Source organism: Alteromonas gracilis (assembly GCF_043642145.1).
Lineage (GTDB): Bacteria > Pseudomonadota > Gammaproteobacteria > Enterobacterales > Alteromonadaceae > Alteromonas > Alteromonas gracilis_B.
The window spans coordinates 139,347-155,042 of the sequence record NZ_JBHZRZ010000010.1 but is presented as its reverse complement, the minus strand read 5'-3'; the positions used below and the strand labels follow the sequence as shown (position 1 = coordinate 155,042).

The 15,696-nt window shown below is 43.9% G+C and carries 10 protein-coding genes and 1 pseudogene; 6 read left to right on the top strand and 5 right to left on the bottom strand.

The genetic code is table 11. From position 1 onward, the window contains the following. The 3 genes from ACHUFN_RS16910 to ACHUFN_RS16900 form a co-directional block, all read left to right on the top strand. Nucleotides 1-1,269, top strand: a 1,269-nt coding sequence (locus tag ACHUFN_RS16910; protein ID WP_394223738.1) for an Ig-like domain-containing domain, incomplete at its 5' end; no start/stop codon positions are given. Nucleotides 1,270-1,287: 18 nt separating this feature from the next. Beyond that, the gene (locus tag ACHUFN_RS16905) at nucleotides 1,288-1,728 is read left to right on the top strand and encodes a hypothetical protein (RefSeq protein ID WP_394223737.1); all 441 of its coding nucleotides are present in this window, start codon (nucleotides 1,288-1,290) and stop codon (nucleotides 1,726-1,728) included. Nucleotides 1,729-1,732: 4 nt separating this feature from the next. After that, nucleotides 1,733-2,611: a hypothetical protein gene (locus ACHUFN_RS16900; protein ID WP_394223736.1), complete on the top strand. Its 879-nt coding sequence runs from the start codon at nucleotides 1,733-1,735 to the stop codon at nucleotides 2,609-2,611. Between the two features lie 96 nt (nucleotides 2,612-2,707). On the opposite strand, the pseudogene ACHUFN_RS16895 reads toward ACHUFN_RS16900, so the two are convergent. Beyond that, nucleotides 2,708-2,926: pseudogene (locus ACHUFN_RS16895) on the bottom strand (IS481 family transposase); the annotation flags it as partial. Nucleotides 2,927-3,012: 86 nt separating this feature from the next. Between ACHUFN_RS16895 and ACHUFN_RS16890 the strand changes: the two are divergent. After that, complete coding sequence (locus ACHUFN_RS16890) at nucleotides 3,013-4,410, top strand: aminotransferase-like domain-containing protein (RefSeq protein ID WP_394223735.1); 1,398 nt, start codon at nucleotides 3,013-3,015, stop codon at nucleotides 4,408-4,410. A gap of 165 nt (nucleotides 4,411-4,575) precedes the next feature. Further along, nucleotides 4,576-5,949 (top strand): cytochrome c oxidase accessory protein CcoG, encoded by a 1,374-nt coding sequence (gene ccoG, locus ACHUFN_RS16885; RefSeq protein WP_394223733.1) that lies wholly within the window; start codon nucleotides 4,576-4,578, stop codon nucleotides 5,947-5,949. A gap of 7 nt (nucleotides 5,950-5,956) precedes the next feature. On the opposite strand, the gene ACHUFN_RS16880 is transcribed toward ccoG, so the two are convergent. The 3 genes from ACHUFN_RS16880 to ACHUFN_RS16870 form a co-directional block, all read right to left on the bottom strand. Continuing rightward, entirely contained in the window at nucleotides 5,957-6,967 is a 1,011-nt protein-coding gene (locus ACHUFN_RS16880; protein WP_394223731.1) for a hypothetical protein, read from the bottom strand. Nucleotides 6,968-7,124: 157 nt separating this feature from the next. Beyond that, a complete protein-coding gene (cysG, locus tag ACHUFN_RS16875; protein WP_394223729.1) occupies nucleotides 7,125-8,510 on the bottom strand; it encodes a siroheme synthase CysG in 1,386 nt (461 codons plus the stop codon). Nucleotides 8,511-8,639: 129 nt separating this feature from the next. After that, nucleotides 8,640-10,451, bottom strand: coding sequence for a DEAD/DEAH box helicase (locus ACHUFN_RS16870; protein WP_394223727.1), 1,812 nt, complete (start codon nucleotides 10,449-10,451; stop codon nucleotides 8,640-8,642). 306 nt (nucleotides 10,452-10,757) lie between these two features. Between ACHUFN_RS16870 and prsT the strand changes: the two genes are divergently transcribed. After that, nucleotides 10,758-13,532 carry an XrtA/PEP-CTERM system TPR-repeat protein PrsT gene (gene prsT / locus ACHUFN_RS16865; protein WP_394223725.1) on the top strand — a complete coding sequence of 925 codons (2,775 nt, stop codon included), beginning with the start codon at nucleotides 10,758-10,760 and terminating at the stop codon, nucleotides 13,530-13,532. Between the two features lie 143 nt (nucleotides 13,533-13,675). On the opposite strand, the gene ACHUFN_RS16860 is transcribed toward prsT, so the two are convergent. Next, nucleotides 13,676-15,598: a hypothetical protein gene (locus tag ACHUFN_RS16860; RefSeq protein WP_394223723.1), complete on the bottom strand. Its 1,923-nt coding sequence runs from the start codon at nucleotides 15,596-15,598 to the stop codon at nucleotides 13,676-13,678. Nucleotides 15,599-15,696: the final 98 nt, after the last annotated feature.

Here is a 15,696-nt window from a genome sequence, read left to right as displayed (position 1 = left end):
GGCTTAACCGATGTGGCGGTAAATGCCCGAGTGAGAGTGAAGTTTAATGAAGCGGTAAATCATTTATCATTGGGTGGCATTACCCTGATTCATAACGGTGAGCAGATTGCGGTAAGTCGTACACTGGACAGCTCACATACGCTGGTAACGCTCACACCTGTGACCCTGCTTCCAGCAGGTGAGACACTAAGCCTGAATGTAAGCGGTGTGAAAGACCTAGCCGATAACGTGCAGGTAGAAGACGTCAATATCAACTTCACCACAGAGTTGGGTATCGACACACAAACCGGTTCATTGATAAGCTACAGCCCGAATAATGGTGCAAAGGACGTGGCATTAAATGCGGCGTTTACGGCAGACTTCAGTGAGCGTATTGACCCGACATCACTGACCAGTGAGTCATTCAGGTTGTATAACAATACGGAAAGGCGTAATGAAGCTGCGACACTGAGCTTAAGTGCAGACGGTAAGCGCGTGACGTTAACCCCAGATGCATTGTTAGAAGAGGGGCATCATTATTACGTGTATATCAGTTGGGGTACCTACCTGAAGGATATCGCAGGTAATAACGTGGGCAGTTATCATCAGTATACGTTTACGGCTGGTGACGTTGAAGACGCACAGGCGCCGAGTGTGTTATCAAACAACCTGTCGCAAGGGCTCACAGATGTACCAATAAATGCCCCGGTGAGACTGCTTCTGAATGAATCACTGGCGGCACACTGTGTGAATGAAGAGACGGTATCGCTTCACAGTAGTACAGGTGCAGTAGCGGGCAGCGTGACGCTGAGCAGCGACCGCCGAACGATTACGTTTACGCCGGATGCCTATCTGGTGGCGGGTGAAAACTATGAGTTGGTTGTTGCGGGCGTGTGTGATGTCGCGGGTAATGCCGTGGCAGAGTACCGCTTGGCGTTTACCACTGAAAACACGGGTGCAGTAGATAATTCTTACCCAACCCTTACATCTATGACACCAGCACATGGCTCACAAGACAACGCAGTCAATGCACCTATCGATATGACCTTCAGTGAGCCACTTGATATTAGAAATATCGCGTCTAATCATTCAGGTGGTGAGATTAGAATTTATTCGGGGTCAAATTATTTCGACGGTATTTTTTCATTCAATGGTAATGTTGTTACCTTCACGCCGACCAATCCTTTGCCGCAAGATACGCAAATTACGATTAATTTGCGATATATTAAAGACCGCGTTGGTAACTCATATTGTTGCAGAAGTTATTCTTTCACAACGCAAACCTTGTAAGTAGTTTAAGGAAAGGTAATGAAAACAAAGAAGCCTAGCGTCATAGTATTAAGTGTAGGTGTTGTAGCTATAGCGGTACTGGGTTACCTGTTTTTCAGCGAAAAGAGCGAAAAGAGCGACCATAGCGAAAATACGAATTCACTTACTGGTAATGAACTACTTGATGAACAAATCAAAGACCAAGAGAAAGACAGTAATATCGTAGATGTTACTGTTGAGTCTCCTGATTATCGTCCGAAAGTTGCAAAACAAAATACGAGAGATAGAACTGAGACGAACAATGCTAATGTCGATGAAACACTACAGGAATCTGAAGAAAAGCTTGCAGCGGCTATTATTTCCTTCAACGATGTACTAGATGATCCAACGGCACAAAGAGAAATAATAGAACAAAACAAAGAAGCACGTGAAGCAAAGAAAAAGGCGATTTTGCAGAAGCTAAAAAATGGAGACTTATAGTAGCATGAAGTTCCTGGTACTTTTTTTAAGTATTTTGCTTGGATATAGTGGTTTAGCTAGAGCAAATGACACAAGCGCATTAAATGCAAAAATAATCCCTACCCCAGAGGTTTATAGTGACTTTTTAATAGAGCCTTGGAAACCGAACGCACCCAGTGTAATTGTTTTTAAAGATCCCAATTGTGGTTATTGTATTCGTGCACTCAAGGCGCTAGATAAATACAAAGACTACAATGTCTTTATGTTTTGGTCTCCAATTTTGGGCGATTATAGTGACAAACGTGTTGCAGCTATTATGGAGTGTGATGATCCGATTAGTCAGGGAGTTTTTGATGACGTTATTACTCGCACGCCAATTGAATGCAAAAGTTCGGATGCACTCAATCTCAGACATACTAGGTTGCAAAAACTGAATAAAGAAATTGTTCAAAATTACAACCCTCAGTCGGTGCCTTCTTATTATTTCGGCGGGCAAAAAGTATATTTGAGCTCGTTGAAAAAGTTTAAGCAACAGCTCACCAATGGTATTACACCAGTACAACTGGATTGGACCCGTTATGAGACATTACGTTTAAAGCAGAGTGGAAACCAAGGGCTGGCTAACGCCATTTTATTTGTATCTGATGAGTTGTCTTCTAACAAGAGTCTTATTGCTTCACTTGAAAATGACTTTCGCTACAACTGGCATCTTGCAAAGAGTACTTGTAAAAACAAAGATTGTTCAAAAGACGAAGAATCAAATCGTTCGGCGGAGCTGAGACTCCTAATGGATGTACCTGAGGGTGCTCAAATTGCGCTAGTGATCGATGGTATGGTTATTCAAACAGAACGTCTTAACCAATATCTAAGCAACGATTCAATTAATGCAATCAACGTGCTTTAGTTAATCAATACTAGCTCACACTCGAGCTTACGGTTGCCCGGTTTTTCAGATGCCGCTGTAAGATTAGATTTGAGCTAGGTTGTTCTTGGCCCTAGTCTATTTGCCATCGATTAAAGTTTCCTGTGGCGTTCTGCCACAGCACATTTGCCCTGATGAGTTTATTCATAGTTCTAATGACCAAGCCTTCGTCTAGGACTTTCTGCAACAATTCCAGCGAATCATAAATTTTTTTGCGGAGTGTGACTTGATAAAACACTTGAGAATGGTTTTGTAGAAGTGTTCAAATATTCTATTTGTCTGTGAATGATGTGCTTTTTTTTCCTGAGGTCGATATCGTTTTTTATAACAGAATGATTCGGTCGTTGTTATACTCTGGTGGTAAGAAAACATCGGAGTGATACGTGGCTAAGTACGAGCTTTTAGCACGCCAAATCAAAGAGCAGATTGAACGCGGCGTTTGGATAGAAAATGAAAAGCTACCGTCGCTTCGAAAACAAGCTGAGCAAACAGGATTTAGCTTGATGACGGTGCTGCACGCCTACCAGATGCTGGAAAGCCAGGGCCTAGTTAGTTCGCAAGAGCGTTCGGGCTTTCTGGTGACAGCGAAGGCTAATGGTGTCTCAAAAGAGCGTGTGCAAGCCACAGACGCAGTAAGCGTAAATGACTTTGTTTATGAAGTTTTACAAGCCTCCCGTGATCCTCACATGTTCAGTTTGGGGTTTGCTTACCCCGACCCGGGCCTTTATCCAAGGCAGCATTTAAACAAATCTATTGCTGCTGCCGCACAGCGAATATCTTTAACAAGTGCTATGGATAATTTACCGCCAGGTAACCTTGAGCTAAGAAAAATTATTGCCAAGCGATACGCCGCAAAAGGCATAAACATTTCACCTGACGAAATCATTATTACCGCCGGTGCTCTCGAGGCTTTGAACTTAAGTTTGCAGGCCTGTACCATGCCTGGCGACTGGGTAGTGATTGAATCGCCTGTATTTTATGGCACATTGCAAGCGTTACAGCGATTAGGGCTCAAAGCCATTACCGTGACCGTATCGGCTGAAAACGGGTTAGATTTAGCCGCGGTTGAGAGGGCATTTAAAAACCATGACGTAAAGGCGTGCTGGTTAATGAGTAACTTTCAAAACCCTGTAGGGTACTCGCTGAGTGATATTGAAAAGCAGAAAGTGGCAGCGCTACTGAGTAAGTATGAAGTTGCGTTAATCGAAGACGACGTTTACGCAGAGCTATACACAGAAAAACGCGCGCCACTGCCTATTAAGCACTTCATGGAAGAAAGTAACAGTATGCTGTGTTCTTCGTTTTCAAAGTCGTTAGTAGCAGGGTACAGAATAGGATGGGTAGCTGCGGGAAAACGTGCCCTTGATATTCAAAAGCAACAAATTATGAGCACCCTTGCTACTAGCGCCCCCATACAGCTTGCATTGGTAGATTACTTATCGACAAAGAATTATGAGCTGCACTTAAAGCAACTTAGAAAAAAGCTTGTTTCGCGTAAAAGGGCAATGACAGCATTTCTTAACGATATTTTCGAAGGGGTAGCTACCATCCATGCGCACAAAGGAGGGTACTTTCTGTGGGTTGAGTGTCAGCATTCAATCGACACTATGGTGATCTATAAAGAAGCATTGCGTCTGCATATCACCATTGCTCCGGGTAAACTGTTTAGTCTAACCGATGAGTTTAATCATTGTTTTCGCCTAAATGCGTCTTTTGAACTCAATGATGCCAAGTGTAATCAGCTGCGAAAGTTAGCGCTTTTCATTAAAAGCATATCTTAAGTTGCGTCGCACATAACCTATACAACAAACTCGTTTTTGTGCTGCTTACTCTCTTTGCTGAACCTCAAAAGCATGACAACTGATCTATAAAGAAATCCCCAATCTGTTTCTACTCTTATGGCTTTGAAATCATACCATTAGCGCAAAATTTTTCGGAGAAAGCTAATGACTGCAGTCAAAGTTAGGCAAGAAGACATCATTGCTTGCACGCCCGTAGACAATAACAAAATCTATATCCGCGAGGAAACGGGGCACTTTCAAAAAATACGCCGTTACTTGAATGTAATGTTGGTTGCCCTTTTTGTTGCGCTGCCTTTTCTGCAATATCAAGGGCAGCAAGCCATTTTGTTTGATGTTGGGCGCCAAACGCTGACGTTGTTTAAGTGGGTGTTGTATCCGCAAGATCTCATGATTTTTGCGCTGCTTTTTATATTGGCTGCCTTTGTTTTGTTTTTAGTGACCCGTCACTTTGGTCGGGTGTGGTGTGGCTTCACCTGCCCTCAAACGGTGTGGACGCTAGCATTTAATTGGATAGAACGGCGTATTGAAGGCACGCATAATCAAAGTAAAGCCCTAGATAAGCAGCCTAATTCACTGCAAAAAGTAAGAGTGAAAATCTTAAAGCATGGTGCGTGGTTGTCTGTAAGTACTGTTACAGCGCTGGTTTTCATGTCGTACTTTTATCCAGCAACACGCCTGTATGGAGAATTTTTTACTTTCACAGCCCCTGCGCTAATATCAGGCTGGACAATATTTTTTGCCGTATGCACCTATGCAAATGCGGGCTGGCTTAGGGAAAAAATGTGTACCCATATGTGCCCATACTCACGTTTTCAAGCTGCAATGTTTGACAACAGTACGTCGCTTGTTACTTACAACGACACGCGAGGAGAGCGTCGTGGCCCAAGAAAACGCTTTTCTCAGCACAAAGAGCTGGGTGACTGTGTTGACTGCAACCTATGTGTTCAGGTGTGCCCTGCGGGCATCGATATTCGCGACGGCATTCAGTACGAATGCATAAACTGTGGATTGTGTATCGACGCGTGCGATAAGGTAATGACCAAGTTTGGTTACGCACAAAAACTCATTAACTATACCCGCGCTGGTAAGAGCGCAGGGCGCAAGTTTACCAATTACTTATATGGTGCTGCCATAGTTGCCATTTTACTAGCGATGGTTGGTTGGGCGTTAGACAGGCAAGACTTTGAGGCCTCAATTAGTCGTGATAGAAATTCACTCTACAGAGAAAACATTGACGGACATATTGAGAATACCTATACGCTTACGGTGCTTAATAAAACGCGTGTTTTCAAAACTTATGACATTGGGCTTATTGGCACTTCTGATATGCGCATACTTAACGCATCGAGTATTCGGGTAGCGCCAGGTGAAAAACGGATTGTACCTTTTTCTGTAGAAGCCCTTACACTTTCTAATATTCCGATGCGGTCACTTAGATTTGAAGTAATCGACAGGGAGAATGGGAGCGCAATTGAAAGTGAAGTTACGTTTTATTCTGGACAAAGCGCGCGAATGTAGCTGACTATCACCTTACAATTTCTACTTGGTACCGACCTGTTGCGATATAGCGCTCTGTGTCTTCTGACACTTGGCCAAAAGGAATAAGCGCAGGGCCAGTTGGGTCATAGAGTATGTAGGTGTCGCCCTCGTGCTCTATCGTTGTGTCATCGGCCTTGGCGGTTAAGCCAATGCCAAGGAGAGCATGGTTTGGCAGAAAAACAATGATCATTTTTGTAGAGGGTAGGAATGCCCTTACCATTGAAGAGGCAAGTACTGCTTTGCTATCACAGTCCCCTAAATTTTGCGTAAGCACGGTAACTGGAGGGGCGTAACCTGAACCGTTGCTCACCACTCTATCTTCTATCGTGTCGTAGGGAATACTTTGAAGCCAACTTAAAAGTAATGAAAAATATGCGCGGTAGTCTGAGTCCGATTGTACTTTTTCGTAAAAGGCTTGCGACGCTGCGACTAACGGCTTTACCGACTCTGACACGTACCTTACATGGTCAGGCTTTATGGCTTGTTGGTTGAATAGGGTAGTAAAACGAGTGAAGTAATGATCGTGCAGATACTTATCGTACTCACGCTGCTGCACTGCTTGCAAGTTATCAAGAATCTCTTCAACAACGTCTTCATTGGCCCCGCGTACGTTGATATCAATTGAATCTCGCTTAGGGGTAATCTTTACGCGGGCATCTTTAGGGTTAACTTTTTTAGCTTCTTCCATAAGCGCGACTGTAACGTAACGCTGCGCTATTTTAGGTTTGTAATTGGCTTGTCTTTTGGGGGCTTTTTTTATTGCACTTTTTGGTAGTTCGAAAGAGATAGACTGACGGGCATTATCGCTATCTAGCCATTCGTAGCTGAATTGAGTACCTGTTTCGGTTTTTACTTTCTTGTATTTAAGCTGTTCGCTTTGTGCTACTGGCGATAAAAGACAACTTGAAAGCAGCAGAAGTACGCCAGTTGCGCTCGCTTTATAATTCAAGCAAACGTCAGATAAAAAGGTTTTTTTGCACAGAGCTTTTTCAAACACTGGGTAGTGCACCGTACTCTACAAACTTGTCATGCTATTGAGTATGCGCGCCTAATCGTAAAAAACAAGGGTGAGGGATAGTTCGATAGGAGATAGCCCAAGAAGAGAGAGTTTAGTTGAAACAATTTTCAAGAAATACGTAGGCAATTAACGCCGCCTATTCTTGAAACCTGCTTAACTCATTGTGAAGGCTCACTACGCTACCTACAATAATAAGTGTAGGAGGCTGAAGCTGTGCTTTCTCTTGTTTAGCAACAATGTTTTCAAGGGTGCCGGTTAGCACCTGTTGCTTTTCTGTGGTGGCAGACTGAACCAACGCGATAGGCGTGCTGGCATCTAGTCCATGCTCAATCATCTTCTCACAAATGATTGGCAAACCCGTTAGCCCCATATAAAACACTGCAGTTTGGCCTTTTTGGGCAAGGGCTGGCCAGTTAAGATCGATAGTGCCATTTTTTAAGTGGCCGGTAGCAAACACGACCGACTGTGCGTGGTCTCTGTGAGTAAGCGGAATTCCCGCATAGCTTGATGCGCCGCTTGCAGCAGTAATGCCCGGCACCACTTGAAAGTCGATACCGTGTTTAATCAGCGTTTGAATTTCTTCGCCGCCTCGGCCAAAAATAAACGGGTCGCCGCCTTTTAAGCGCACAACACGATTGCCTTTCTTAGCCTCGTCAACCATTAGCTGGTTAATGTCGTCCTGAGGAAGCGTGTGATTGCTTTTGGCTTTGCCTACGTAGATTTTCTCTGCGTCGCGGCGCACAAGTTCAAGAATTTGAGGGGAAACCAAGCGGTCGTATACCACTACATCAGCTTTTTGCATTAGTCGAAGCGCGCGGAAGGTAAGTAGGTCAGGGTCGCCCGGGCCTGCGCCAACCAAATACACCTGACCTTCAACTTTTTTATCTTCAGCTGCCGCTTGTAGTGCAAGTTCAAAGGCGTCGTCGGCTTTTTTGTCTTGTCCTTTTTCCACCATTTCAGCAATGTCGCCGTCCAGTACGTCTTCCCAGAAGTAGCGTCTAGCGGTAACTCCGCTAAGTGTTTGCTTTACTTTTTCACGGAATTTTTCAGAAAATGCGCCAAGTCGACTTAAATTCGCAGGCAAAACCGTTTCTAACTTTTGACGTAAATAGCGCAGTAACACTGGCGCTACGCCACCACTGCTCATGGCAATAACAATGGGCGAGCGGTCAACAATAGAGGGGGTAATGAATTGGCATAGAGGCGTGTTGTCCACCACATTTACCAATACCTTGTTAGCGCGAGCAAGATCGTGAATATGCTGGTTAACATCACCCTTATCGGTGGCAATAAATACCATATCTTTTTGGGTGAGGTCGCTATTTTCGAACTCACGCTCAATAAGTGTTACTTTCTCGTTCTGGGCAAGCTGCTTTACGGTATCGCAAACCCAAGGCGCCACTACGGTAATGGTGGCAGGCGTCTTCATAATTAGCTCTAGCTTACGGGCTGCCACTTCACCTGCACCTACAATAAGTACGTGTAGTTTTCTGGCATCTAGAAATAACGGAAAGTAATCCATAAAGGTTTTCTTAGCTTCAAATACAAAAAAAGAACTGACACTATTTTGCGCCAATTCTTTTTAATTAGAAAACAACGAAAACAGCCTTCATATTGCAATTAGTTATATAAAGGCTGAATGTATTGCTATTTAGTTCTTACGCTTACGGTTTTCGCGATCTCCGCGATTGCCTCGGTCATCGCGGTTGCCGCGATTACCTCGGTCTTCACGATTTCCGCGAGGCGCTCTGTCGCCACGGTTACCGCGGTCACCACGCCCCTTAGGTGGTGGTGTGTCAGACCATTCGCGAATGTTCAAGCGTTGGCCAGCAACACGGGTGCCTTGTAGCGTATCGCGGGTTTCCTTAGGCATGCCTTCAGGAAGGTCAACCGTACTGAAGTTGTCATAAATTTCGATAGCGCCAATGTGCTTCGAGTTAATGTTAGCTTCGTTAGCAATAGCGCCTACGATATTGCCAGGCTTAGCGCCGTGAACGTGCCCTACCTCAATGCGGAAGCGCTGCATGCCTTCTTCAGGCTTACGGTTTCCACGTGGTACTTTTGGCTTTCTTTCGCGGCCATCACGAGAGTTTCTATCACGGCTATCGCGCTGTGGCTTACTATTGATATCAGGACGATCTGATTCTTTAAGAATTAGCGGCTCATCGCCTTGAGCAATTTTAAGAAGCGCTGCCATTAATACTTCTGGAGACGCTTCGTTCTCTTCCTTAATCATCTCAACAATAGGCATTAGTGATTCAATGCTATCGTCTTGGGTTGCTTCAGCAACCGATTGCTTAAAGCGGCTTAAACGGGTTTCGTTAATTTCGCTAATTGAAGGAATTGGCATTGCTTCAATAGGCTGCTTAGTCGTTTTCTCGATAGAGAACAACAAGCGCTTTTCACGGTGAGAGATAAATAGAATCGCATCACCTTGTCGACCCGCACGACCTGTACGACCGATACGGTGCACGTAAGACTCGCTGTCGTAAGGGATATCGTAGTTAATAACGTGGCTTACACGCTCAACGTCAAGGCCACGAGCAACTACGTCGGTAGCAACAAGAATGTCGATTTGACCTTGCTTAAGCTTTTCAACGGTACGCTCACGGGCTGCCTGAGGAATATCACCGTTTAGCGGCTCTACGTCGTAACCACGAGCAGATAGCTTGTCAGCCAGTTCAACCGTTGCCGTTTTAGTACGTACGAAAATAATCATACCGTCGAACACTTCCACTTCCATGATGCGCGTAAGCGCTTCAAGCTTGTGGTGAGGTGCAATTTGGCAGTAACGCTGGCGAATAGTGCTAGCAGTGCTTACCTTAGACGCAATTTTAACGTGCTTAGGATCTTTTAAATAACGCTGAGTAATTTTCTTAATTGGGCCAGGCATGGTTGCCGAGAACAGCGCAGTTTGACGCTCTTCTGGTGCGTGGCTAAGAATAAGTTCAACGTCGTCAATAAAGCCCATGCGAAGCATTTCATCAGCTTCGTCTAGCACTAGAAACTTAAGTTCGCTTAGGTCTAGTGTTTTGCGCTTAATATGGTCGATGATACGGCCTGGTGTACCTACAACAACTTGCACGCCACGCTTAAGCTGGCGAATTTGGTTGTCGTACGACTGACCGCCGTATACTGGAAGTACTTTAATTTTTTGACTAAAGCTCGCATAAACCTGAAACGCCTCTGCAACCTGTATAGCTAGTTCACGGGTTGGGGCCAATACCAGTAATTGCGGCTTACGTTGCTCAGGATCGATGTTTGCCAACATAGGCAGGGCAAACGCAGCGGTTTTTCCTGTCCCTGTCTGTGCCTGACCGAGTAAATCGTGCCCTTCAAGCAACAGAGGAATACTCTCTGCTTGAATTGGAGACGGCTTCTCGTAGCCAACTTTTTCAAGGGCTTGTAAGATAGGTTCTGGTAAATTGAGGTCTTTAAATGTCATGTCGACAGTTGTGGTCATTAAGGATCCTGGTGCATTAAGTAAGGAGGGTGCGGCATACGATTAAACCGTACTTTTTCGGTTTATTATCGCAAGACGCTATACAGCGATGAACTGGCCTTTCGGGCGAGTTTATGAAGCGTATTTTTAGCGTATTTCGCGATATGCTTGCCAGCAGTGTTGCAAAAAACCGTATTATATTCGAATAATGGCAAGGTTGCCACGAAATTGCACAAATATGATGAAATAATAAACAGTGTAAGTCGTGTTATATACTGATGGCGGCAGCATGGCATCAAAATTTATGAGCGAGGCCAAGGAATTACAATGATAAAAAACAACCCGAACAAATTTATTCAACGCACAACGTTGGCGGTAATACTGAGCAGTGTGCTGTTATCAGGATGTACAGAAAAATCAATGGAAAGCCATTTGGCTGATGCGAGGAATTATGCTTCTTCTCAACAAATTGATGCTGCCATTGTTGAATATAAAAATGCAATTCAGAAGGCCCCAGACGCCGCAGCACCTCGCTTTGAATTAGGCAAGCTGTACTTGCAAGCAAAGAATTTTCCAGCCGCTGAGAAAGAGCTCAATAAAGCAATGGAGCTTGGGCATCCGATGAGTCAGGTTATTCCACTTTTGTCATTAGCTTATCAGCAGTCGGGCGCGGAAAATGCGCTTGCCGAAGTAGATTATCGCGCAGAGGGAATGACGGCAGTTGAATCTGCTGAGGTTGGTTTTTATAAACTCCAAGCGCTAATGAAGCTTGGTAAGACCGATGAAGCTCAAGCTCTGTTAGAAGAACTTTCTACGCTAGACACTAGTTCTGTGTATAAAGGGTTGATAGAGAGTTACGCATTCGTTTTAGATAACGATATGGAAGGGGCATTGGCTGCAACGGAGGCATTACGAGTGCAGGCTCCGAACAACAAAGACGTACTGCAACAGCTGGCAAAACTCTATTTGCAAAAGGGAGAAGCCCGAGAAGCTGCCAATGTATATGCCGATTATTTAAATCACTTTCCCGACGACATAACCAGTAAGTTTGCTTATGCCGCGCTTTTAGTTGAACTAAGAGAGCTAAATAAAGCAGAGCCAGTGGTTGATGAACTCCTTTCATTAAATGAAAGCCACGCGCTACTGAACACGTTTAAAGGTATTATCGAGGCAGCCAAAGAGAATTACGCTAAAGCATTGGAGCACCTAGAAACCGCAGTGCAAAATGGTCGAAGCGATCAAGTGGTTCGCCTAGTAGCAGGGTTTAGCGCTTATCAAATACAAGATTTCGAGGCAGCGCAGCGTCACTTGACCATGATTGCCTCTAGTTTGCCAGACAATCATCCTGGCTTACGTATGCTGGCAGACAGTATGCTACAGCTTGGCGAAAATGATGAAGCGTTAGAGGTATTATCGCGAGTTCAGGGTGAACAAGGCACTGACGCAGCACTATTTTCAAAAGCAAGCTATCAATTGCTGAAAGAAGGAAACGTAGTAGGCGCTCAGCAAATGGTAGAGAAATCTCAAGCGGTGAGCACTACCGCAGAGGACTTATCTCGCTTAGGCGTACTTCAGCTGTCGCTTAACGATATTGACGGTTTAGTAAACCTTGAGCAAGCCGTGCAACAAGCTCCAGATTCAGTTACGTCTCAGGCCACCCTATTACGCGCTTATATAGCAACGAACCAGTTAGATAAGGCCAAAAGTGCGGCTAAAGAGTGGAATGAGCAAGCGCCGAAGGAGGCCACACCACTTATTTACTTGGGTAACATCGCCATTGCTGAAGGCGAATATCAAGTAGCAGCAAAGTATTTAGAAGAGGCGAGTGCGTTAAAAGGCGCTGCGAATGAAGTGGCCTATTCGCGAGCAAAGCTGTTGGTTGCTGAAAATAAGAAAACAGAAGCGACCGCGTTGATTAAAGATTTTATCAAAAGCAATCCGGCCGATATTCAAGCTCTGGCACTTTGGTTTGCTTTAGCTTCAGAGCAAGGAAGTGTGGAACCCGTTATCGAGCACACTCAGGCGCAATTCAATAACAATCAAAACGACCTTAATTTAAGGTTGATACTGTCTAGAATGTATTCGTTAAACGGACAGCTCGATAAAACGGTTTCTCTTTTGGCTCAAGTAGAGGGTGATGAAACATCGCCACAAGCGTTTTGGAATTTGAAGGGGCAGGCGTTAATTGCTACCAACAGTGTAAAAGACGCCACAGCGTTTTTTGACCGCTGGCTGTCGTTTTATCCTCAAGATAAAAACGCGGTATTAGGAAAGCTACTAATTTCCGATTCTCAAAAGCAATTTGAGCAAGGGTTGGCATTAACCGATAAAGTACTCGCAAAGCGCCCAGATGCCCAATTAACGCTATTAAAAGCATACTTCCATGCGCGTCTCGGGCAGGCTCAACCTGCGTGGGATATTATCAATGGTACAGCGGATAACGTAAAAGCATTGCCCTTCGTAAGAGGGATTATTGCTCGCTTGCACCTCATTGACAGGCAACCAGAACAAGCACTTGAGCATGCCAAAGCGGCTTATGATGCGACGGAGAATTCAGACAATGCATTACTTTTGACGGTAGCGTATGAAATGTCGGGAGGCAAAGACCAAGCCTTTACGTTTCTTGAAAAGCATGTCAACAAACACAGTGATGATGTGCAAAGTGCAATGCTGATGGCAGAGCGTCAAATTGGCAAAGACAAAAGTGCGGCCATCAAGACCTACGAGCAAATATTAAAGCAAACGCCAGATAATTTTGTGGTGCTGAACAATTTAGCGTATTTAGCATTTGAAGATAAAAATTATAACCGAGCTCAAGAGCTTGCTCAGCGTGCAGTCGATATTAAAAGCGATAACCCAGAAGCCGTCGATACGCTAGCGCAGATCCTTATCGCGCAGGGTAAAAAAGAAAAGGCATTGGCACTTTACGAAAAAGTATCTGCACAACCAATTGCTAACGATGAAGTGTATTTAAACCATGTGGAGCTGCTGCTGTCGATGGAAAAAACAGCACTGGCAAAGCGAAAACTTGAGAGTCGTTCCTTTAACAGAGAGTTATCTAAAAGCAGGGTAGCTGAACTGAAGCGGCAATTTGGTATCTAGTTTGGTAATAGCTCCTGTTTTACAGGAGCGCCGAGTTTATATGGCTATCAAGTTAATAAAGGCTTGTTTGATACAAAAATGCCACGCGTAAGCGTGGCATTTTTTATTGTCGGCTTAATATTAAGAAGCGCGCTATCACGAGCCTACTGTTCAGCAAGCTGGTAACGACGAGGACTACTTAAGATGATATGTAGATCTTCAATTTTGTACCACATGGTTCTTAGTACCGTTAATTGAGTGCTACTTAATTCGATAACTTCAAAGCGTTCACGGAACACAACATCACCAGGCAAATCATTTGCGATCAAATCATCGATATTTTGAGCGTCACACTCTTGGTAATTTTGCGCGTTTTGGCAAGCAAATGGGCGTAATATGTCGATATTCCTCTGTTCAGAGATTTGATAAAACTCAGTGTAATTTGGAGTATCAGCATATGAATGAGATCTGTCCATCATCCCACTGCCATCGAAGCTCATGTATTCAGGGAATGTATCAAAAACGTGGATAAAGCTCTCAAGTTGCCAAGTTTTAGTAAGGGCTTCTTGTGTAATTTCATCATTTCCTATTTCTGGGGTAAACAGCATGCCGCCAAATGCTGCGGTTGTGCCATTTCTTTCAAAAGGATATATCACTACTTCATTGCCAAATTCATTCAAGTATTTTTTATAGGTTGCGGGTATGTCATCAACCGTTAAAATCATATTGCCGCTGCTGATTTCAACTTCAGCTGGAATAACTAGTTCGCTTTGCATTAAGGGGTCAAGGATATCGATTATCCAGTTTGCTTCGTTAGCACTGTTGAACACGAGTTTGCCGACGCTGCTTCTTTCGGGTAGCGCCTCATGCTCTATATAATTGCGAAAATAAAGCACATCTCCTTCGGAAAAAGCAGAGAAACTACTCTTAGTTAATCGGCTGTAGTAACCATAGACGAATGTGGAAGAATCAAGAAAATCGCGTAAGCCTGTAAAATCTGATATTTCGCCATTTAGCTGGGTTTCATCAACTAGAGAAAAGCTTACTTTAGATTTAATCTGTACTAGCGAATCATCAACTGAAACCAACTCGAATGATTCAAAATTAACCCTAATATCAATATTCACAAAGTTATCGTCATTGTTTGTAAAGTTGAGAGATACCATCGGTGGAGCAGCATTTTCAGCAAGGCTGTTAAAAACGATGTTATCGTTTTCATCAACAGATAAGTCTACTGTTGCCGTAAAGTTCTGTTGTGTCTCTCTGTCATCAAGGTACATATCTAGCACTATTTGTGTGTTTTCTGGGGCAAGATCTGTATCGATAATTGTTGTTGAATGTCGTGAAATAGCTGAATATGCACCAGCTTTAGCTGGTGTATTGTTGATAGGCGAAGCTATCGCAAGCTGACGAGCTAAGTTATCGCCTTCTAATGCAAATACATACTCGCCATTGTCGTTTTCATCTACAATAAAAAGTTCTACATAATCCTCAAGCGCGCAATTTTTGAAACAGCCAAAAGGATAAAAGCTGAGTTCCAACTCACCATCAAATATTTTCCATTCAAACGGTGTGTAGTCGGCTTCTGCATTTTTCAGTAGCCCTCTATTCTCTTCAAATATCATTGTTCTGCCATCAGACAACGACCAGTTTCCAACAACGATTTGCTCATTTGCCTCAATGAAATTATATGATGATTCGGGTGAGTCAACGTTTATTGAAAGCGTGTAATTTGTTTCTTCTTGACCATCTGACAGACTGAGAGCAACGCTTTGATTACCCGCATTGAAAAGCGTAGGCGCTGCACTTACAGTTAGTTGATTGCCGTCTACGGAAACGGTTACCCAAGATTCGTTGTTTGGTAACGACGCCGAAATCGTATCGTCGTCGTCATCTTGTACATTTAGCACCAAGTCACCAGTAGTATTTGCATCTATTGATAATACTAATTGGCCTGTTAGCGTTGGCGCAGAATTTGGCGGTGGCGGTGGCGGTGGTGTAGGCGTTGGTTCGACATCACTGCTACCGCTGCCTCCACCGCACGCTGATAATAAAATTACGGCAGAAATTAAAATTCCTTTTTTCATACAACGTTCTCTTCGAGCTACTTATTAAAAGGCATTGTTTTCACGCAAATGTGTGAAGCAACGGTAAGATTAAAAATTGGTCAAGTAGTTAAGCATTT

Excerpts from the sequence above, each read along its gene's own strand:
- ACHUFN_RS16860 (WP_394223723.1), bottom strand. The coding sequence starts at position 15,598 with ATGAAAAAAGGAATTTTAATTTCTGCCGTAATTTTATTATCAGCGTGC.
- prsT (WP_394223725.1), top strand. The coding sequence starts at position 10,758 with ATGATAAAAAACAACCCGAACAAATTTATTCAACGCACAACGTTGGCG.
- ACHUFN_RS16905 (WP_394223737.1), top strand. The coding sequence starts at position 1,288 with ATGAAAACAAAGAAGCCTAGCGTCATAGTATTAAGTGTAGGTGTTGTA.
- ccoG (WP_394223733.1), top strand. The coding sequence starts at position 4,576 with ATGACTGCAGTCAAAGTTAGGCAAGAAGACATCATTGCTTGCACGCCC.
- cysG (WP_394223729.1), bottom strand. The coding sequence starts at position 8,510 with ATGGATTACTTTCCGTTATTTCTAGATGCCAGAAAACTACACGTACTT.
- ACHUFN_RS16900 (WP_394223736.1), top strand. The coding sequence starts at position 1,733 with ATGAAGTTCCTGGTACTTTTTTTAAGTATTTTGCTTGGATATAGTGGT.
- ACHUFN_RS16870 (WP_394223727.1), bottom strand. The coding sequence starts at position 10,451 with ATGACCACAACTGTCGACATGACATTTAAAGACCTCAATTTACCAGAA.